Here is a 17,863-nt window from a genome sequence, read left to right on the forward strand (position 1 = left end):
CCGCCCCGCCGCCCCCCCCACCCGCGGCCGTCAGCGGAACGCGCGCTTGTCCGCGTGCAGCGGCGCCGAGAGCCGGATGGTGATGAACTCGTTGTTGTCGGCCTTGCCGGCCGTACGGCCCGAGGAGAACGGGAAGTTGTTGTCGTTGAGGACCGCGAGCGTGCGGTCGTCGACGAGGTTGACGTCCTCGATGGTCTGGAACGGGAAGCGGAACGTCTCCCCGAAGCCGCCGAGGCCCTTGGGGTTGGCGATGTCCAGCAGGTCGGCGACCAGGGTCTTGTCCATCAGGCCGTCGCCGTCGCGGTCCCGGGTGTCGGCCAGGTAGATGCGCTTGAACTGGGCCGTGTCGCCCTGCCCGCCGTCGCGCTCGATGACCAGGAACCGGTGCCGGTCGACGGCGATGGCGTCGCCGATGGCGTTCGCGGTCGACTCCAGGCGGTAGACGAACCGCTTGCCGGTGTACGTGCCCCGGCGCAGATCGAACTCGCTGAACCGCAGGTCTCCGGGGGTGTCTCCGGTGACCGTGCCCTCCAGGAGCGGGTAGAGGTGCCGGCCGTCCACGGAGCGGACGAGGCCCTCGAAGCCCTTGCTGCTCGCTATGTTCGGCTGCGCACCGTTCAGGTACGGGTTCTCCGGCGCCCGTACGCCGTCGAGCGCGACCGGGGCCTCGAGGAGGCGCCCCTTGGCGGAGAAGTGCAGCAGCCAGGGACCGAACTCGTCACCGATCCAGTACGTGCCGTCGGGCATCCGCTGGATCGACTCGACGTCGAAGTCGGCGCCGGTGAGCACGCGGTCGGCCCGCGTCAGCGGGAACGGCACATGACGGTCGGGGTCGCTCAGGTTGAATCCGCCGAGCACCTTGACCGTGCCGCCGCGCAGGTCGGGCTTGATGCGGTGGACGCGCAGCAGGAAGTCGGCGCTGTTGGCCTTGTTGCCGTAGCCGTTGTCCGACAGCACGTCGAAGGTGCCGTCGCGCCGGTTCACGACACCGCTGAAGCCCTGCACCGGCTGGTGCGCGAAGGGCGCCGCGATGCCGTTGAAGGGGCCCGCGCCGATGGCGGCGCCGGAGGGCTCGCTGCCCGGCACGAACGTCTCGGCGGGCAGCGAGGCGAAGCCGGTCAGCGTGGCCCGGCCGAAGGCGGGCGCGCCCGGGTGGGCCATCGCGGGGGCCGCGAGGCCGGCGGTCAGTACCGCGGCACTGACCATGATCGAAATTCTTCTCATGGCGCGCACAGTAAGAGCACCGGGTGACGGGTGTGCCAACGACAGACGTCGAGCCCGGGTCTCAGGGCGTCGGCATCCCGCCGCCCTGGAGCCGCTCCAGGTCGGACGGGCGGACCTGGATGACGAGCAGGGCGATCACCGCGGCGACCCCGGTGAAGATCGCGGCCGCGATGAAGGCGGCGGAGACGCCCGAGGTGAGGATCTGGTCGGCGTACTGCGACGGGAGCTGTCCGGTGCGTTCGAAGCGCAGCCGTTCCAGCGGGGTCGCCTGGGACAGGAAGGCGGGGATCTGTTTGTCGGCCTCGTTGTTGCTGGCCGTGCCGAACGTCGTGACCAGGATGGACAGGCCGAGTGAACCGCCCACCTGCTGCGTGGCGTTGAGCAGCCCGGAGGCGGCACCGGTCTCCTGGACGGTCACGTTGGAGAGCGCCATCAGGGTCAGGGACACGAACTCCATGCCCATGCCGAGGCTGAAGACGAGCATCGGCCCGAGGATGCTGCCGAGGTAGGTGGAGTCGACGTCGGTCAGCGTCAGCCAGGACAGGCCGGCGGCGGCCAGGATCGCGCCCGTCACCATGAACGGTTTGGGCCCGTACTTCGGCAGGAGTTGGGAGGCGATCCCCGCGCCCACCGCGATCACCGCGCTCACCGGCAGGAAGGCGAGGCCGGCCTGGAGTGGGCTGAAGTCCAGCACGTCCTGCACGAAGAGCGTGAGGAAGAAGAACATGCCGAAGATCGCGGCGGCCAGGCTCAGCATGATGCCGTACGTGCCCGCACGGTTGCGGTCGGCGAACATGTGCAGGGGCGTGATCGGCTGTCTGGAGCGCTGCTCGACCAGCACGAACAGGATCAGGAAGACCACGGCCGCCCCGAACGAGCCCAGGGTGAGCGGGTCCCGCCAGCCGTCCTGTGCGGCCCGGATGAACCCGTACACCAGCAGCACCATGCCGATGGTGGAGGTCAGCGCGCCCGCTATGTCGAAGTGCCCGGGGTGTCGCTCGGACTCCCGGATGTAGCGCGGGGTGGCGAGCACGATGAGCAGCCCTATGGGCACGTTGACGAACAGCACCCAGCGCCAGTTCAGCCACTCGACCAGGATGCCGCCCATCAGCAGCCCGATCGCGCCGCCGCCGGCGGAGACCGCGGCGAACACGCCGAACGCCCGGTTGCGCTCGGGCCCTTCGCGGAAGGTCGTGCTGATCAGGGCGAGGGAGGTCGGGGACGCGATGGCGCCGCCGACTCCCTGGAGGGAGCGGGCGGCGAGGAGTTCCCAGGAGTTCTGGGAGAGTCCGCCGAGCAGCGAGGCGAGGACGAACAGCAGCACGCCGAAGACGAACACCCGTCGTCTGCCGAGGATGTCGCCCATCCTGCCGCCGAGGAGCAGCAGTCCGCCGAAGGTGAGCGTGTAGGCGTTCACCACCCAGGACAGGCTGGTCGTCGAGAAGTCGAGTGAGCGCTGGATGTCCGGCAGGGCGATGTTCACGATGGTGATGTCGAGCACCACCATCAGCTGGCAGGAGGCGATGACCAGCAGCGCCATACCCTTGCCGCGGCCGTCACTCCGCTCCGTCTTCTGCGAGGTGGGCCGCGCTTCGGGGGTCGGTTCAGGGTTGCTCATCGCATCACACCGTGGCCGTGGGTTCGGTGGTCGGATCCCGCCACCATTCGACCGTACGCCGGTGCCCGGCGGGCCTCCAGTCGATCAATGCCGCCCAGGCTCCCGGCGCTGTCCGGGGTGGTCAGCGGCCCCCGCGGATCAGCCCCGTGAGGTAGCGCCACAGCGACGAGCGCTGCCGGGCCAACTGGTCCGGCAGGGCGGGTCCGGTGCCCTCGGGCTCCGGCGCCGCGGGCAGGGCCGGGGCCGGCCGGGGTGCCGCGAGCCGCTCGGTTCCGGGCGCGAGTTCGTACCGTACGGGCAGGGAGCGCAGGCCGCGCATGAACGGCGAGGAGCGCCAGGGGAGTTGGTCGGCGGGCAGCGCGAGCTCCAGATGGGAGAACCGCTCGAACAGGCGGCCCACGCCGACCGCCGCCACCGTCGACGCGAGTTCCCTCGCCGGGCACTGGCGGGGACCCGCGCCCCAGGACAGGTGCGCCCGCGTGCTGATCGTGCTGCTCGGCGCGACATGGTCGGCGAACAGCGGGTCGGCGTGCGCGGCGGCGGGGGACACCCACACCGGATCGCCCGCCCTGATCGTGTAGTTGCCGAGCGGGGTGTCCGCGGCGGCGAAGCGCGGGACGAAGTTCACCAGCGGCGGCTTGCGCATGACCACCCGGTTCATGGTCTCCCGGATCATGCCGGCCGACAGGCTCGCCCGGACGCCGTCACCATCGCCGGAGATGACCTCGACGACGGTGCTGGACATGAGGATGCCGACGTGGTCGGAGACCATGCCGAGCAGCATGAACAGCTCGCGGGCCAGCTCGTCGAGCGACAGTCCGGGGTGCGCGGCCAGCAGGTGGGAGGGGAAGTCGTCGCCCGGCTGCGCCAGCTTCCCGGCCGCCAGTTCGGCGAGGGTCGCCAGCAGCCGCTCCAGGGCGGGCTCGGCGTCCGGTCCCGCGTCCAGGACCCGCCACATGTCCATCAGGGCGTCGTCGCCCTGCGATCCGGGGAAGCCCAGCAGGTGGCTGGCCACCATCAGGGGCAGCGGCCGGGAGTACTGCGCGGACAGGTCCGCGACGCCCGTGCCGCCGCCCTGTCCGACGAGGGTGATCAGTTCGTCGGCGTAGGCGGTGACGGCCGCCTTCAGCCGCTTGGCCTGGGGGTGGCCGGGGTCCTGGAACGGCTTGAGCGCCGCGTCCCACGCCGTGCGCAGCGAGGGGTATCCGGGGCCGCCCTGGATCAGGACGTGGTTGACCTCGAGGGACGGTCCGAGCGGCCAGTCGGCGGGCACGTCGCCGTCGGTGCGGGCCCGCCAGTTCTCCAGTCCCTTCGGCCAGCCCCTGTCGTCCTGGAGGATCTGGAGGGCCTCGCGGTAGCCGAGGACGAGCCATGCGGGGACGCCGAGCAGGTCGACCGGCGCGACGGGACCGTGCTGCTGCCGAAGCCGCTCGTACACCAGGGAGGGGCGTGTCTCGTAGTCGCGGGTCAGCAGTGGTTCGGGGGTCAACTCCTCCAGGCGCGTGCTGTCGACGCCCACGGATGCGCCCTCGCCCCACTGCGATTCCATCGCCCTGCCGCCCTCCGACACTCCCCGCACTGGCGCCCTACCAGTGAGTAGCCGAACACCCGTGGGGACCCTACCCCAGGGGGAGTTGCCGGGTGAACGACGGGGCGGAGGACGTCAGCCGGTGGCCGGCGGGATGTTCTGGTTGGCGTGGAAGAAGTTGTCCGGGTCGTAGGTGTGCTTGGTCGCGGCCAGCCGGTCGTAGTGCCCGCGGTAGGTCGCGCGGACGCGGTCGCCGCTCTCCCCCTCGCCGATGAAGTTGATGTAGGAGCCGCCCATGGAGTGCGGATGCAGTTCGGTCCAGTAGTCGACGCTCCACCGCTTGATCGCCTCGGCGTTGGCGGGATCCGGGTCGACGCCGGCGATCACCGCGGACCACACGGCGTCCCGGTAGGCCCAGGCCGTGTCGTCGGTGCCGACCTGGTGGGCCGCGGCGTCCACGGGATACAGGTGCATCAGGGACAGGTCGGAGGGGAGGTTCTCGCCGTACTTGTGGTGGACGTCGATCGAGGCGTCGGAGACCGTGTCGAAGAAGTCGCCGCGCCAGTACCACTGGTAGCCCTTCGGGATCAGCTCGTCGAACATGCCCTGGAGGGCCGGGTAGGGCATGGGCGTGGTGAAGTGGAAGGCGGGCGGCGCCGGTTCGTTCACCGGGGCGAGCGCCTGCTCCAGGCTGTCGCCCGCGAGGTCGCCGGTGTAGCACCACACGACCCCGCACATCTTCCGCCCGTGGATCGGCTCGGGGAACGGCGGTCCGGGCGGGATCGTGAACAGGGTGAAGAAGCCGTTGATGTCCTGCGGTGCGGCGGGCAGGAACTCGCGGTACCAGCGCAGTACTTCGGGCGTGCGGTCCACCGGCCACACCGTGACCGCGACGCCGACGGTGTCCACGGGGTGCAGGCGGAAGGTGAACGACGTGACGACGCCGAAGTTCCCGCCGCCGCCCCGCAGTGCCCACAACAGGTCGGGGTGCTCGTCCTCGGAGGCGGTGACGAAGGTGCCGTCGGCGAGGACGACGTCGGCGGACGCCAGGCTGTCGACGGTCAGGCCGTACCTGCGGGTCAGATGTCCGTGGCCGCCGCCGAGCGTGAGGCCGCCCACGCCCGTCATCGAGATGATGCCGGTCGGCACGGCCAGGCCGAAGGTGTGGGTCGCGTGGTCGAGGTCGCCGAGCTGGGCGCCGCCGGCGACCTGCGCGGTCATGGTGGCCGGGTCCACGCGCACCCCGCGCATGGCGGACAGGTCGAGGACCAGCGCGTCGTCGACCATGCACAGACCGGGTCCGCTGTGGCCGCCGCCGCGCACCGCCAGCTCGACTCCGGTGTCCTGGGCGGCGGAGATCACGGTCCGCACGTCGGCGACGTCCACGCACCGCGCGATGGCCGCGGGATGCCGGTCGATCATGGCGTTGTAGAGCGCGCGTGCCTCGTCGTAGCCCGGGTCCTGCGCGGTGATCACGGGTCCCCGCAGCGCCTCGCGCAGACCTTGCAGTGCTGTTCCGTTGATGCCGCCCATGGCCGGCTCCCTGTGTCAGGACGCTGAGCCGCGGACGGATGACGGCGCCTTACGTCCGGGCGGGCTGCGGGGGCGTGGTGCGCGAATCCGTTCGCACCTCGTGTCGATGTGCCGATGTGCCGATGTGTCGATCTCCGATGTACCGATGTGTCGATACGCGGCAGAGCGGACCCGCCCCGCCGAGTCCCAGTCTTCACCCCTCGGTGGACGGCCGCACGTCGACGGCGAGGCCGGGTGTCAGACCAACTCCTCGGCGGACTTCGCCCCCTGTTCGCGCAGCCATGTCACCAGCGCGTGGTGGCCCTCGCGCCGGGCGGCGTCCAGCGCGGTCAGCCGGTCGTAGCCGATCCAGTTGACGTCACCGCCCCTGCGCAGCAGGTAGTCGGCGATGCCCTGCTGCCCGCCGTGGCAGGCGCACCACAGCGCGGCGGTGACGTCCCGTGCGCCGGGACGGTCGCTCTCGGAGGCGAAGCGGGCGGCGACACGGTCGGCCTCACCGAGGGCCGCGGCCTGCCAGAGGGTGGTGCGGGCGCCGCGCCGCAGCAGACGCCGCGCGCAGTTCCACTGCCCGAAGGCCACCGCGTCCGCCAGGGGCGTGCCGTCGCCGATGACGCCGCCGTCGGCCTCGATGTCCGCGCCGAGGTCCAGCAGGGCGTCCAGGACGGGCACGTCGTCGCAACTGGCCGCCCAGTGCAGTGGGGTCTCGCGGTGCGCGCCGGTGAACCGGGCGTTCACGTCCGCCCCGGCGGCGACCAGCGCGGTGACCGTCCGGGGCCCCTCGGGCAGGTGACCGGGCCAGTCCGTGGCGATGTGCAGCAGGGTGCGCGCCGTGCGCATGGTGCCCACCCGCGCCGTGGCCAGCCCAGGATGCGCGTCGAGCAGGTCCGCCAGCGCCGCCGCGTTCCCGGTCCGGATCGCCTCCGTGACGGCAGCGGCCAGCGGGGCGGTCGTGTCGATCAGCATCGAGGCACCTCCCAGGTCCTCACCTGGATAACACGGAGCACTGACAACGCCGGCTCCCCCGCCCCTGCCTCGCCGGCCCCGCACCCCTGTCTGTTACGCTCCCCGGGCCTTCCGCGGGGGAAGTCCGGTGAGAATCCGGCGCTGACCCGCAACGGTGTGTGCGTGGACCTCGTGGTCCGTCGCGCGAGCCCGATCGCCCGTGGTGGGTGCGACCCGTTGACTGCTCGCCGCGGACTGCGAGAGGGGACCGCGCGACCGGCACGGTCGTCCGGGCCGGCTCCTGCTCGATGTTCACAGGCGGCCCCAGGCGAAGGACCGCCCGCCCGTGCACCGAAGTCCGCCACGGACAACCGCCCCGAGATCCGGTACGGCCCGTCTCCCCGTCGCGCCGCTCGTCCTCGGGCTGACGCTGCTGCTGCTCGTGTCGCTGGTGTGCGGCGTGGGGCTGGGGGCTGCCGGGATCGGATGGACGGACGTCTTCCGGTTGCTCGGGGCCGGGCTGACGGGCGGGACCCTCGACGCCGGGGACGCCGCCGCGTACACCATCGTCTGGGAGATCCGGCTGCCGCGCGTCGTGCTCGGCGCGGTCGTCGGGGCGGGGCTCGCCGCCGTCGGGGTGGCTGTGCAGGCCATGGTGCGCAACGCGCTCGCCGATCCGTTCGTGCTGGGCATCTCCTCGGGCGCCGCGGTGGGCGCCAACGCCGTAATCCTGCTGGGGGTGTTCGCGGGGCTCGGCGTCTGGGCGCTCTCCCTGTCCGCCTTCGCGTCGGCGCTCGGGGCGACGGCGCTGGTGTACGCCATGGCACGGTCGCCGCACGGGCTCACCCCGCTGCGGCTGATCCTGACCGGGACGGCGCTGGCGTACGGCTTCGAGGCCGTCACCACCGTCATGGTGTTCGGCGCGGCCCGCGGTGAGGCCGCCCGGTCCGCGATCCTGTGGCTGCTCGGGAGCCTGGGCGGCGCGACCTGGGCCCAGGTGCCGCTCGCGGCGGTGACCGTGGCGGCCGGGTGGGCGTGGCTGAGGCTGCGGGCCGAGTCGCTCAACGCCCTCGCCATGGGGGACGAGACCTCCGCGGCGCTGGGCGTCCAACCGGCACGGTTGCGCCGGGAGTTGTTCCTGGTGACCGCAGCCGTGACGGGCACCGTGGTCGCGGTCAGCGGGGCCATCGGGTTCGTCGGGCTGATGGTGCCGCACGTCGTCCGGATGCTGGTGGGAGCCGACCACCGGCGGGTGCTGGCCGTGGCGCCGCTCGCGGGGGCCGTACTGCTGGTGTGGGCGGATCTGCTGTCCCGGCTCCTCCTCGCGCCCGCCGAGCTGCCGGTGGGTGTGATCACGGCTGTCGTGGGGGTGCCCGCGTTCGTGCTGCTGATGCGGCGCGGCGGCGACGCGTTCGGAGGCCGGTGACCGTGCGGCTCGACATCGAGGGCGTCACGGTCGAGGCGGCCGGGGCGCGACTGGTCGACGACATCCGACTCGCCGTGGACAGCGGGGCGTTCGTCGGGCTCGTCGGCCCGAACGGCAGCGGCAAGTCCACGCTGCTGCGCTGCGTGTACCGGGCGCTGCGTCCGGCCGCGGGCTCGGTGCGGCTCGACGGGGACGACGTGCACGCCATGGCGCCCCGGGACACCGCACGGGTGCTGGCCGCGCTGCCGCAGGAGTCGTCGGCCGAGTTCGACTTCACCGTCGCCGAGGTCGTGGCCATGGGGCGGCTGCCGCACCCGGGCCGTACGGCCGCCTCCGACCGGGAGATCTGCGCCGCCGCCATGGAACGCACGGGCGTCGACCACCTCGCCGGGCGCGGGTTCCTCGCCCTGTCCGGCGGCGAGAAGCAGCGCGTGCTCATCGCGCGGGCGCTCGCCCAGCAGCCGAAGGTGCTCGTCCTGGACGAGCCCACCAACCACCTGGACATCGCCCACCAGTTGGACGTGCTGTCCCTGGTGCGCTCCAGCGGCCTGACCGTGCTGGCCGCGCTGCACGACCTGAACCTGGCCGCCGCGCACTGCGATGTCCTGTACGTCGTCGCCGACGGCCGGATCGTCGCCTCCGGACCGCCGCACGACGTCCTGCGGCCCGACCTGCTCGCCGACGTCTTCGGAGTCCGCGCCCATCCGGTACGGCATCCCGAGACCGGTTCGGTCCAGCTCCTGTTCGACCTCCTCCCCCAAGGACCCACATGCGCACGTTCCTAGCCACCGCCCTCTGCCTCGCCGCGACGGTCACCGCGACCGGGTGCGGGGCCACGGTCGAGAAGCCGGCGGACGCGAAGTCGTCCGCGGTCACCCTCACCAACTGCGGCCGGGAGGTGACGTACGACAAGGTGCCCGAGCGGGTGGTCACCAACGACGTCGGGATCACCGAGCTGATGTTCGCGCTCGGTCTGGAGGACCGCATGGCCGGGTTCGCCATGCCCGACGACAAGGGCGATCTGGCGGGCGTGCCGTGGAAGGACGGCTACGAGAAGGTGAAGTGGCTGTCGAAGGACCAGCTCACCAAGGAGAACGTCCTCGACGCCCGCGCCGATCTCGTCTTCGCCGGCTGGAACTACGGCTTCCGTGAGGACGGCGGCTTCACGCCCGAGGCGTTGAGGAAGCTCGGCATCCCCTCGTACGTCCTCACCGAGTCCTGCCGCAACGGCCGCACCGACAGCTCGCGCGGCATCATGCCGCCGCTGGACGCCCTGTACGCCGATCTCACCAACCTCGGGAAGCTGTTCGGCGTCGAGCAGCGGGCCGCCGCGCTGATCGCCGACTTCAAGAAGCAGGTCGCCCAGGTACGGGCGAAGGCGCCGAAGGGTGCCGAGCGGCCGAAGGTGTTCCTGTACGACAGCGGGCAGGACCAGCCCTTCACCTCGGGCCGCTTCGCCGCTCCGGAGCAGATCATCAGCGAGGCCGGCGGCACGAACGTCACGCACGACGTCGCGGACTCGTGGACCACGGTGGGCTGGGAGACCGTGGTGGAGCGGGACCCGGACGTCATCGTGATCTGCGACTACGGCGATGTGAGCGCCGAGCGGAAGAGGGAGTTCCTGCTGTCCTACGGTCCGCTGCGCAACGTCTCGGCCGTCAGGCACCAGCGCATCTTCGTCCTGGACTACGTCGACCTGGTCGAGAGCCCCCGCAACCCGTCGGCCATCGCCCGGCTCGGCACGTATCTGCGCTCGGTGGCCGGGCGGAGCTGAGCCGTCACACCCGTTCGAAGTGGCTGGGTCTGCCGTCGCGGTGGACCAGCCGGCCGAGGCGTCGCGCCCTGGCGTGGGGCATGAGGGTCCAGCCGCCGTCGGCCTCGCGCAGGGCGACCGAGTGCCACGGCGTCGTCCACACGTCGGGCGCGTCGAGCAGCCGGATGCCGAACTTGGCGGCCCCCACCGGCTGGGGATGGATCGACAGGCGCACGGCGCGCGGATGATGGTCGGCGATGAGCCGGCCCCAGGCACGGCTGCGCTGGATGACGCCGTACGCCCGCCTGCGGCACTCGCGTTGGAGGGCGGAGCGGGTGCCGGTGAACCCGGTGGTGTCCTCGACGAGGAAGCGGGTGATGCCCCGGTACAGGGCGCGGGTCTGCGCGTCGGTGCGGACCTCGGCGCGCAGCGCGTCCGGGGTGGGGGCGTAGCGGTCGTGGACGTGGGCGCGTTTGGTGTCGTGCGGGAGGTCGCCGAGGACGTCGCGCAGGTCGAAGACGGAGAGCCGGCGCAGGTCCGACTCCTCGATCAGGGCGCGCAGTTCGTCCGCGTAGGCGTCGATGTGCTCGTCGGGTACGCGGATCAGGTCGCCGAAGACGTGGCCGTCGGAGCAGATGACGACGTGCGCGCCGGGTGGGTGGATCGCCTCGATGTCGGCGCACAGGGTGTCGAGGAAGGCCAGGGAGAGACGTTCGCCCATGTCCGGGAGGTGGCCCAGGGTCTTGGCCGGGTTGGGCGACTTGCAGGGGAAGCCGGGCAGGGTGAGCACGACGGGGGCGTCCTCGCGGACGAAGTCGGTGATCCGGCGCAGTTGATGGGGGAACGCGCCGGCCGTCGCCCGGTCCGGGTCCGTCGTGCGGTGGTGGGCGAGGAGCAGGTCCAGGATCCTCGCGCCGGTCGTTCGGGGGAGGGTGTCCGGTGCGGTCGTCAGCGGCATGTCGTTCCTCCACGGGTGCGGGCATGGCGGGGCGGCGCCTCGGCGGGCCGGGCGCGGCCGGTCGGGGCGGGTCAGGGGGCGGGGCTCACAGGCGGCGGTCGTAGCCGACGGGCAGGTGGTGCGTGCCGCGGCCCAGGACGGCCGGGTTCCACTCGAGGTCCTCGTCCCTGACGGCGAGGCGCAGACCGGGCAGCCGGGTCAGCAACGTGCCCAGGGCGACGCGGAGTTCGGCGCGGGCGAGGGCGGCGCCGGGGCAGAAGTGGCTGCCGTGCCCGAAGGCGAGGTGCGGGTTGGGGCTGCGGTCGAGATCGAGGCTGTCGGGGTCGGGGAAGCGGCGCGGGTCGCGGTTGGCCGCGCACAGGGAGACGATCACGGAGTCCCCGGCGGGGACCTCGGTGCCGTGCAGGTCGCTGTCCTGGTCGAAGAAGCGCCAGGTGGTGAGCTCGAAGGCGCTGTCGTGGCGCAGGAGTTCCTCCACCGCGCGGGGCATCAGGCCGGGGTCGTCGCGCAGCCGGGCGAGCTGGTCGGGATGGCGGAACAGGGCGATCAGGGCCGTCGTGATCTGGTTGGTGACCGGCTCCTGGCCCGCTACCAGCAGCTGGAAGATCATCGAGTCGAGCTCCTCCTGGGACAGCCGGCCCTGATCGCGGGCCGCGACGAGCCGGCCGAGCAGATCGCCGTCCCCGTGCTCCCGTTTGTGGGCGACGACCTCGGCGATGTAACTCTGAAGGCCGTGCAGCCGGGCTTCGTACCGCGGCCGCCCGGGGTCCGTCGGTCCGACCGGCTGGACGACCTTGCCCCAGTCGCGGTCGAAACGCGTCGCCAACTCCTCGGGCAGACCGATGACTTCGGCGAGGACCCGGAAGGGGAAGTGTGCGGCGAATCCGGCGACGAGGTCGGCGGGCCCGCGCTCCGGGAGGGCGTCGACGAGGGCGTCGGCCAGCTCCTGGAAGCGCGGGGTCAGCGCCTCGACGCGGCGCGGTGTGAACGCGTCCGTGACGAAGCGCCGCATGTGCGTGTGCTTCGGCGGGTCCTGGTGCAGAAGGTGGCCCTGCAGCTGGGAGTGCTGTGGCTCGGGCATGATCGAGGCGCGCTCGCGCCAGCGGTCGTTGCCCCGGTCGTGGTTCTTGCCGAGCCGGTCGTCGTTCAGCGCGGCGTGCGCGGCGTCGTAGCCGGTCACCAGCCAGGCCCGTACCCCGCTGGGGAAGAGGACCCGGTGGACCGGCCCGGCGTCGCGCATGCGCTGGTACAGCGGATAGGGGTCGGCCTTGTAGGGGCAGCCCATCAGCGGGACGGGGTCGGTGAGCGGCTGCGGCTCCTGGACGGTCATGGGTGCTGGTGCTCCTCAGAGGGCGAGTTCGGGCTGGTGGTGGTCCAGCCACAGGGCGAGATCGACGACGCGTTCGAGGCGCAGACGGTGGCCCCACTCCAGGTGTTCGGGCGGGGTGTCGAGGCACGGCTTGATGCGCGCCTCGTCGGCCAGCGCCCGGACCCGCTCGACGGACAGGGCGTCACGGGCGAGGTCCTGCAGTCCGCGGTTGTAGTCGGGGTGGTGGGTGGCCGGGTAGTGGTTCTTGGGGCGGTGCAGCACGGAGTCGGGTGCCAGTCCCCTTCCGGCGGCGCGCAGCAGGCTCTTCTCCCGGCCGTCGAAGCTCTTCAGCGCCCAGGGCACGTCGAAGGCGTACTGCACGAGCCGGTGGTCGCAGTAGGGGACGCGGACCTCCAGCCCTCGTGCCATGCTCAACCGGTCCTTGCGGTGCAGGAGTTGGCGCAGCCAGCGGGTGAGGGAGACGTGCTGCATCTCGCGCTGCCGGTGTTCGGCGGGGCTCTCGCCGTCGAGGTGGGGCACGGCGGCCAGGGCGGTGCGGTAGGTGTCGTCGCGGAACTCGCCGATGCGCAGGTCGAGTTCGGGGTTGAGCGGCATGGCGGCCTCGTCGCCGGTGACCAGCAGCCAGGGGAAGGTGCCGGCGGCGAGCGCCCGGGGGTTGTGGAACCAGGGGTAGCCGCCGAAGACCTCGTCGGCGGCCTCGCCGGACAGCGCGACGGTGGAGTGCCGCCGTATCTGCCCGAACAGCAGGTACAGCGAGGTGTCCATGTCGCCGACGCCGATGGGTGAGTCACGGGCCACGACGACGGCCTTGCGGTGCTCGGGGTCGAGGAGTGCGCGCGGATCCAGTACGACCGTGCTGTGGTCGGTGCCGATGAACGCGCCCGCCTCGACGGCGTACGGCGTGTCGTGGCCGGTGCGCAGGACGTCTCCGGTGAACTGCTCGGCCTGGTCGCTGTAGTCGACGGCGTAGGACCTGATCCGGGCGTCCGGGCCCTCGCGCAGCCGGAGTTCGTCGGCGAGCAGGGCGGTCAGGACGGTGGAGTCGATGCCGCCGGAGAGCAGGCTGCACAGCGGGACGTCGGCGTCCAGCTGACCGCGAGCGGCCGTGCCGACCAGGTCGGCGATCCGCTCGACGGTGGCGTCCCGGTCGTCCTCGTGCGGGCCGGCCTCCAGTTGCCAGTAGCGGCGTTCGCGGATGCCGTCGCGGTCCAGGACGAGCAGACCGCCGGGTTCCACCTCCCGCACACCGGACCACACGGTCGGCCCGGTGTTGAACAGCAGGCCGTACGCCTCCCGGAGCCCGTCCGCGTCGACCCGGGGCCGGATCTCGGGGTGCCGGAACAGGGCTTTGGGCTCGGAGGCGAAGGCCAGGCCGCCGTCGACGGCCGCCCAGAACAGCGGTTTGACGCCGAGCCGGTCGCGGACGAGGAGGAGTCGCCGGGCGTCTTCGTCCCAGACGGCGAACGCGAACATGCCGTCCAGGTGGTCGGCGAGCCCTTCGCCCCACTCCTCGTAGGCGCGCAGCACCACCTCGGTGTCGCTGCGGGTGGTGAACCGGTGGCCACGGCCGCGCAGTTCCGCCCGGAGTGCGTGGTGGTTGTAGACCTCGCCGCTGTAGCTGAGCACGACGGTGGGCGCGTACGGCCGGTCGGTCATCGGCTGTGCGCCGCCTTCGAGGTCGATCACGGCCAGCCGGCGGTGCCCGATCGCGGCCCGCTCCCCCAGCCACACACCGCCGGCGTCGGGGCCGCGTGGGGAGAGCTCGGCGGTCATGGCCTCGATGACCGGGGCCCGATGGCGGGCGTCGTGGTGGAAGGACGCCCAGCCGGTGATTCCGCACATGGGAACTCCTGGATCAGGTCGGGACGGTGTCGGTGGTCGGCTCGGGAACGGCCGCGCCCGGCCGACCGGGCAGCGCGAGCAGGGGTACGGCGAGACAGGCGGCCGCGGCGGCGAGGAGCAGCCCGGCGCGCGCCCCGGCGCCGGACGCGGCCAGAGCCCATGCCGCGGTGGCCAGTGCGGGGCCGAGGGTGAAGCCGAGGCTGCGGGCGACCTGCACCGTCGAGCCGACGGTGGCGGCCCGCTCCGGCGGGGCCGCGCTCATGACGAGGGCCTGCGCGGGGCCGCCGTTCAACCCCATGCCCAGGCCGGCCAGCGCCAGCCGCCAGGCCACGTCGGGCGGGGACCAGGCGTCGCCGAGCGGGAGCAGCAGGAGGAGTCCGGCGGCGGTGAGGGCGGCGCCGGTGACCGCGAGGGGCCGCAGGCCGTACCGGTCCGCGAGCCGGCCGCCGAGGGGTCCGGCCAGCGCCATGCCGAGCGGGAAGGCCAGCACGGTCAGGCCGGTCGCGGTGGCGCTGACGCCCTCGTCCTGCTGGAGGTGCAGGGCGACGACGTAGTGCATGGCGGCGAACGCGGTCGCCAGCGCGAGGACCGCGCCGTGCGCCCGGAACAAGCCCGCCGCCCGCAGGACTCCGGTCACGGGACGGCCACCGGGTCCGCGCAGCCACCACCACAGGGGCACCAGGGAGGTGAGGGCGAGCAGGGCCCACGCGGGACGGCCGGCTCCCACCGTGAGGGCGAGCAGCAGAGCGGCCAGACCGCCGCCCACGAGCAGCGTGTCGGCCCAGAACCGCCGGTCCGGCGCGCGCAACGGGCCGTCGTCGGGCATCGCCCGCCAGGCCAGGACCAGGGCCGGCAGGCAGAACGGGAGCTTGACCAGGAAGACCCAGCGCCAGCCGAGGTGGTCCAGCAGCAGCCCGCCCACCGCCGGACCTGTCATGGCGCCGAGCGGGCCGAGCGTCGCGGGCACGCTCATCGCCCGGCCACGTGCCTCGGGGCGGACGGCTCGGATCACCAGGACCGGCATCAGCACGAACAGCACCGCCGCGCAGACGCCCTGCCCGACGCGGGCCGCGATCAGCCAGGCCGCCCAGGGAGCCAGAGCGGCGAGCACACCACAGGTGGCGAAAGCGGCGGTGGCCGCGAGCAGGGCCGTGCGGGTGCCGGCGCCGTCCAGTCGCCGGCCGACCGGCAACAGCAGCGCTACGACGGGGAGTTGGTAGCCCAACGCCGCCCACTGCGCCGTCGCGGCCGAGACGTGCAGCCCCGTGGAGATGTCGGCCAGCGCCACGTTGACGATGTTCATGTCGAGCATGGCCACGAACGACAGCGCGCCCGCGGCCGCCACGAGAACCCGGCGGTCCGTCACCCTCGCGCCCCCTCCCTCTCCTGGACGACCGCCGTTCGGCGGCCTCACTTCCAGAGGTCGGGGGCGCTTCGGGCTCAGTTCCCGGAATTGGCCGGAAATATGAAGAATGCGGAGTCCCTCCGCGTACTACCGCTTCGGGATCAGTGCGCGCCGATGCCGTCCAGCTTGCCGGACTTGGCCTCCGCGACCAGCGACGAGAACTGGTCCGCGCTCATCTGCACCCGTTGCCCGAAGTCGTCCGTGAGGACCACCCGGCGCTCGGCCGGGGCGGCGGAGTCGACGAACAACTGCGGACAGCCGCAGTCACAGTCGCCGCAGAACGTCGCCACCGGGTCGATTCCCTCGATGCCGCTCATGGTTCACTGCCTCTCGTGATCGTGGGCGCTCACCGGTGTGACCGCCCGGGACCAGCCCCCGAGACACCGCTCGGGGCCGACATGGCAACCCCCTCGCCGTCCGGGCCGTCCGCCGGGGACCGGTGATCGAACGCGATCAGCGGATCACCGGTCAGCGGATGGTCCACGACACTCGCGCGTACACCGAACACCTCGGCCAGCAGAGCGGGCCGCAGCACCTCGCGCGGCGCGCCGGAGGCGACCACCTGGCCCTCGTGCAGGACGTGCAGCCGGTCGCAGACGGAGGCGGCGGCGTTGAGGTCGTGCAGCGAGACCAGGGTCGTGCGGTGCCCCGCCCGGAGCAGGGCGAGCAGTTCGACCTGGTGGCGGATGTCGAGGTGGTTGGTGGGCTCGTCCAGGACGAGGACGTCCGGCTGCTGGGCGAAGGCACGGGCCAGCAGGACGCGTTGACGCTCGCCGCCGGACAGTTCCGTGAAGCGGCGCCCGGTGTGCCGCTCCATGCCGACGTCGGCGAGGGCACGCGCGACGACGTCCCGGTCCGTGGCGTCCTCCCCGGCGAAGGCCCGTTTGTAGGGCGTACGGCCCATGGCGACGACCTCGCGGACGGTGAGTTCGAAGTCGCCGCCCCGTTCCTGCGGGAGCGCCGCGACATGGCGGGCCGCTTCGGCGGGGCCGAGCCGGCGCAGGTCGGTGCCGGACAGCAGGACCCGGCCGGCGGCCGGCTTCAGATGCCGGTACACGGTGCGCAGGAGTGTGGACTTGCCGCTGCCGTTCGGGCCGACGAGGCCGGTGATCTCGCCCTCGGCGGCGACCAGCCGGGCACCCGCGACGACCGTACGCCCGTCGTAGGCGACGTGCAGGTCCTCGATGTCGATCCTCAAGTCGTGCTCCCCATGATCCTCAACTGCCGCTCCCCAGCCGCCGGTCCAGCAGATACAGCAGCGCCGGTGCCCCGATCAGGGACGTGACCACGCCGACCGGCAGCTCCTGGGTGTCCATGGCCGTGCGGCACACGATGTCGACGACGACCAGGAGCAGCGCGCCGAACAGCGCGGAGACCGGCAGCAGACGACGGTGGTCACCGCCGACGACCAGCCGGCAGGCGTGCGGCACCATGAGCGCGACGAAGGCGATGGCACCGGAGACGGCGACGAGTACGCCGGTCAGCAGGCTGGTGAGGGTGAACAGTTCCCGGCGCAGCCGGGTGGCGTCGACGCCGAGTCCGGCCGCTGTCTCGTCTCCCATGATGAGGGCGTTCAGGCCACGGGCGCGCGCCTGGAGCCACACCAGGGTGACCGGCACGGCGACGGCGGGCGCGGCCAGCAGCGGCCAACTCGCCCCGCTCAGGCTGCCCATGAGCCAGAACAGCACGCTGTGGGTCTGCTGCTCGTCGCCCGCCCGGAGCACCAGATAGCTGGTGAACCCGGACAGGAACTGCCCGATCGCCACTCCCGCCAGCACCAGCCGCAGCGGCGCGAACCCGCCCCGGCGCCGGGCCACCGCCCACACCAGCGCGAACGTGGCGAGGGCACCGGCGAACGCCGCGCCCGACAGCCCGAGCCCGAACGTACCGCCCACGCCGAGGCCGAGCACGATCGCGGCGACGGCCCCGAGCGAGGCGCCGTTGGAGATGCCCAGGAAGTACGGGTCGGCCAGCGGGTTGCGCACGAGGGCCTGCATCGCCGTACCGACGAGACCGAGCCCCGCGCCGACGAGCGCCGCCAGCAGGGCGCGCGGGACGCGGAGTTGCCAGACGATCAGGTCGTCGGTGCCGGGGCGTGGCGCCTCGCCGGACAGGCGCCGTGCGACGACGCTCCACACCTCACCGGCCGGGATGGACGTCGAGCCCCAGGACACGGCCGCGGTGAGGGCGGCGAGCAGGGCCAGGGCGAGCGCGAGGGCCAGCGGCGCGGCGGGCACGGCGCGCGTCCGTGAACGCTCCTGCGGGTCCGCCGCGGGCCTGCGCCGCGCCAGGGTGTCGAGCACG

At 72.6% G+C, this 17,863-nt stretch carries 15 protein-coding genes and 1 riboswitch; of the genes, 3 read left to right on the forward strand and 12 right to left on the reverse strand.

The genetic code is table 11. From position 1 onward, the window contains the following. Positions 1 to 30: 30 nt before the first annotated feature. From ACGFW6_RS22995 to ACGFW6_RS23015, 5 genes are all read right to left on the reverse strand, one after another. Positions 31 to 1,224 (reverse strand): esterase-like activity of phytase family protein, encoded by a 1,194-nt coding sequence (locus tag ACGFW6_RS22995; protein ID WP_393512818.1) that lies wholly within the window; start codon positions 1,222 to 1,224, stop codon positions 31 to 33. A gap of 61 nt (positions 1,225 to 1,285) precedes the next feature. Then, the gene (locus tag ACGFW6_RS23000) at positions 1,286 to 2,764 is read right to left on the reverse strand and encodes an MFS transporter (RefSeq protein WP_393513595.1); all 1,479 of its coding nucleotides are present in this window, start codon (positions 2,762 to 2,764) and stop codon (positions 1,286 to 1,288) included. A 199-nt stretch (positions 2,765 to 2,963) separates the two neighbouring features. Continuing rightward, positions 2,964 to 4,391: a cytochrome P450 gene (locus ACGFW6_RS23005; protein ID WP_393512821.1), complete on the reverse strand. Its 1,428-nt coding sequence runs from the start codon at positions 4,389 to 4,391 to the stop codon at positions 2,964 to 2,966. Between the two features lie 114 nt (positions 4,392 to 4,505). Then, the gene (locus ACGFW6_RS23010; RefSeq protein ID WP_393512823.1) at positions 4,506 to 5,903 is read right to left on the reverse strand and encodes an FAD-binding oxidoreductase; all 1,398 of its coding nucleotides are present in this window, start codon (positions 5,901 to 5,903) and stop codon (positions 4,506 to 4,508) included. Between the two features lie 237 nt (positions 5,904 to 6,140). Beyond that, complete coding sequence (locus ACGFW6_RS23015; RefSeq protein WP_393512825.1) at positions 6,141 to 6,866, reverse strand: ankyrin repeat domain-containing protein; 726 nt, start codon at positions 6,864 to 6,866, stop codon at positions 6,141 to 6,143. A gap of 116 nt (positions 6,867 to 6,982) precedes the next feature. Then, positions 6,983 to 7,065, forward strand: a riboswitch (cobalamin riboswitch). Positions 7,066 to 7,191: 126 nt separating this feature from the next. Here ACGFW6_RS23015 and ACGFW6_RS23020 point away from each other — a divergent pair. The 3 genes from ACGFW6_RS23020 to ACGFW6_RS23030 are packed head-to-tail and all read left to right on the forward strand — an operon-like array spanning position 7,192 to position 10,045. Continuing rightward, on the forward strand, positions 7,192 to 8,271 hold the full coding sequence (locus ACGFW6_RS23020) for a FecCD family ABC transporter permease (RefSeq protein WP_393512826.1): 1,080 nt from the start codon (positions 7,192 to 7,194) through the stop codon (positions 8,269 to 8,271). 2 nt (positions 8,272 to 8,273) lie between these two features. Beyond that, complete coding sequence (locus tag ACGFW6_RS23025) at positions 8,274 to 9,056, forward strand: ABC transporter ATP-binding protein (RefSeq protein WP_393513598.1); 783 nt, start codon at positions 8,274 to 8,276, stop codon at positions 9,054 to 9,056. Further along, on the forward strand, positions 9,041 to 10,045 hold the full coding sequence (locus tag ACGFW6_RS23030; protein ID WP_393512829.1) for an ABC transporter substrate-binding protein: 1,005 nt from the start codon (positions 9,041 to 9,043) through the stop codon (positions 10,043 to 10,045). Before ACGFW6_RS23025 ends, ACGFW6_RS23030 begins: the two co-directional genes overlap by 16 nt. Before the next feature lie 4 nt (positions 10,046 to 10,049). On the opposite strand, the gene ACGFW6_RS23035 is transcribed toward ACGFW6_RS23030, so the two are convergent. The 7 genes from ACGFW6_RS23035 to ACGFW6_RS23065 form a co-directional block, all read right to left on the reverse strand. Next, positions 10,050 to 10,982, reverse strand: coding sequence for an L-tyrosine/L-tryptophan isonitrile synthase family protein (locus ACGFW6_RS23035; protein WP_393512831.1), 933 nt, complete (start codon positions 10,980 to 10,982; stop codon positions 10,050 to 10,052). Positions 10,983 to 11,067: 85 nt separating this feature from the next. After that, a complete protein-coding gene (locus ACGFW6_RS23040) occupies positions 11,068 to 12,312 on the reverse strand; it encodes a cytochrome P450 (RefSeq protein ID WP_393512834.1) in 1,245 nt (414 codons plus the stop codon). 15 nt (positions 12,313 to 12,327) lie between these two features. Continuing rightward, complete coding sequence (gene asnB / locus ACGFW6_RS23045; protein ID WP_393512836.1) at positions 12,328 to 14,154, reverse strand: asparagine synthase (glutamine-hydrolyzing); 1,827 nt, start codon at positions 14,152 to 14,154, stop codon at positions 12,328 to 12,330. Between the two features lie 13 nt (positions 14,155 to 14,167). Beyond that, positions 14,168 to 15,520: an MFS transporter gene (locus ACGFW6_RS23050; RefSeq protein ID WP_393512839.1), complete on the reverse strand. Its 1,353-nt coding sequence runs from the start codon at positions 15,518 to 15,520 to the stop codon at positions 14,168 to 14,170. A gap of 140 nt (positions 15,521 to 15,660) precedes the next feature. Further along, positions 15,661 to 15,876 (reverse strand): hypothetical protein, encoded by a 216-nt coding sequence (locus ACGFW6_RS23055; protein ID WP_393512842.1) that lies wholly within the window; start codon positions 15,874 to 15,876, stop codon positions 15,661 to 15,663. A gap of 29 nt (positions 15,877 to 15,905) precedes the next feature. Next, on the reverse strand, positions 15,906 to 16,757 hold the full coding sequence (locus ACGFW6_RS23060) for an ABC transporter ATP-binding protein (protein ID WP_393512845.1): 852 nt from the start codon (positions 16,755 to 16,757) through the stop codon (positions 15,906 to 15,908). 19 nt (positions 16,758 to 16,776) lie between these two features. Then, positions 16,777 to 17,862 (reverse strand): FecCD family ABC transporter permease, encoded by a 1,086-nt coding sequence (locus tag ACGFW6_RS23065; RefSeq protein WP_393512848.1) that lies wholly within the window; start codon positions 17,860 to 17,862, stop codon positions 16,777 to 16,779. Position 17,863 lies beyond the last annotated feature (1 nt).

Origin of the sequence: Streptomyces sp. Y7 (assembly GCF_043195415.1) — a bacterium.
In the GTDB taxonomy this organism is placed as follows: Bacteria; Actinomycetota; Actinomycetes; order Streptomycetales; family Streptomycetaceae; genus Streptomyces.

Excerpts from the sequence above, each read along its gene's own strand:
- ACGFW6_RS22995 (WP_393512818.1), bottom strand. The coding sequence starts at position 1,224 with ATGAGAAGAATTTCGATCATGGTCAGTGCCGCGGTACTGACCGCCGGC.
- ACGFW6_RS23000 (WP_393513595.1), bottom strand. The coding sequence starts at position 2,764 with ATGGCGCTGCTGGTCATCGCCTCCTGCCAGCTGATGGTGGTGCTCGAC.
- ACGFW6_RS23005 (WP_393512821.1), bottom strand. The coding sequence starts at position 4,391 with ATGGAATCGCAGTGGGGCGAGGGCGCATCCGTGGGCGTCGACAGCACG.
- ACGFW6_RS23010 (WP_393512823.1), bottom strand. The coding sequence starts at position 5,903 with ATGGGCGGCATCAACGGAACAGCACTGCAAGGTCTGCGCGAGGCGCTG.
- ACGFW6_RS23015 (WP_393512825.1), bottom strand. The coding sequence starts at position 6,866 with ATGCTGATCGACACGACCGCCCCGCTGGCCGCTGCCGTCACGGAGGCG.
- ACGFW6_RS23030 (WP_393512829.1), top strand. The coding sequence starts at position 9,041 with ATGCGCACGTTCCTAGCCACCGCCCTCTGCCTCGCCGCGACGGTCACC.
- ACGFW6_RS23035 (WP_393512831.1), bottom strand. The coding sequence starts at position 10,982 with ATGCCGCTGACGACCGCACCGGACACCCTCCCCCGAACGACCGGCGCG.
- ACGFW6_RS23040 (WP_393512834.1), bottom strand. The coding sequence starts at position 12,312 with ATGACCGTCCAGGAGCCGCAGCCGCTCACCGACCCCGTCCCGCTGATG.
- asnB (WP_393512836.1), bottom strand. The coding sequence starts at position 14,154 with ATGTGCGGAATCACCGGCTGGGCGTCCTTCCACCACGACGCCCGCCAT.
- ACGFW6_RS23055 (WP_393512842.1), bottom strand. The coding sequence starts at position 15,876 with ATGAGCGGCATCGAGGGAATCGACCCGGTGGCGACGTTCTGCGGCGAC.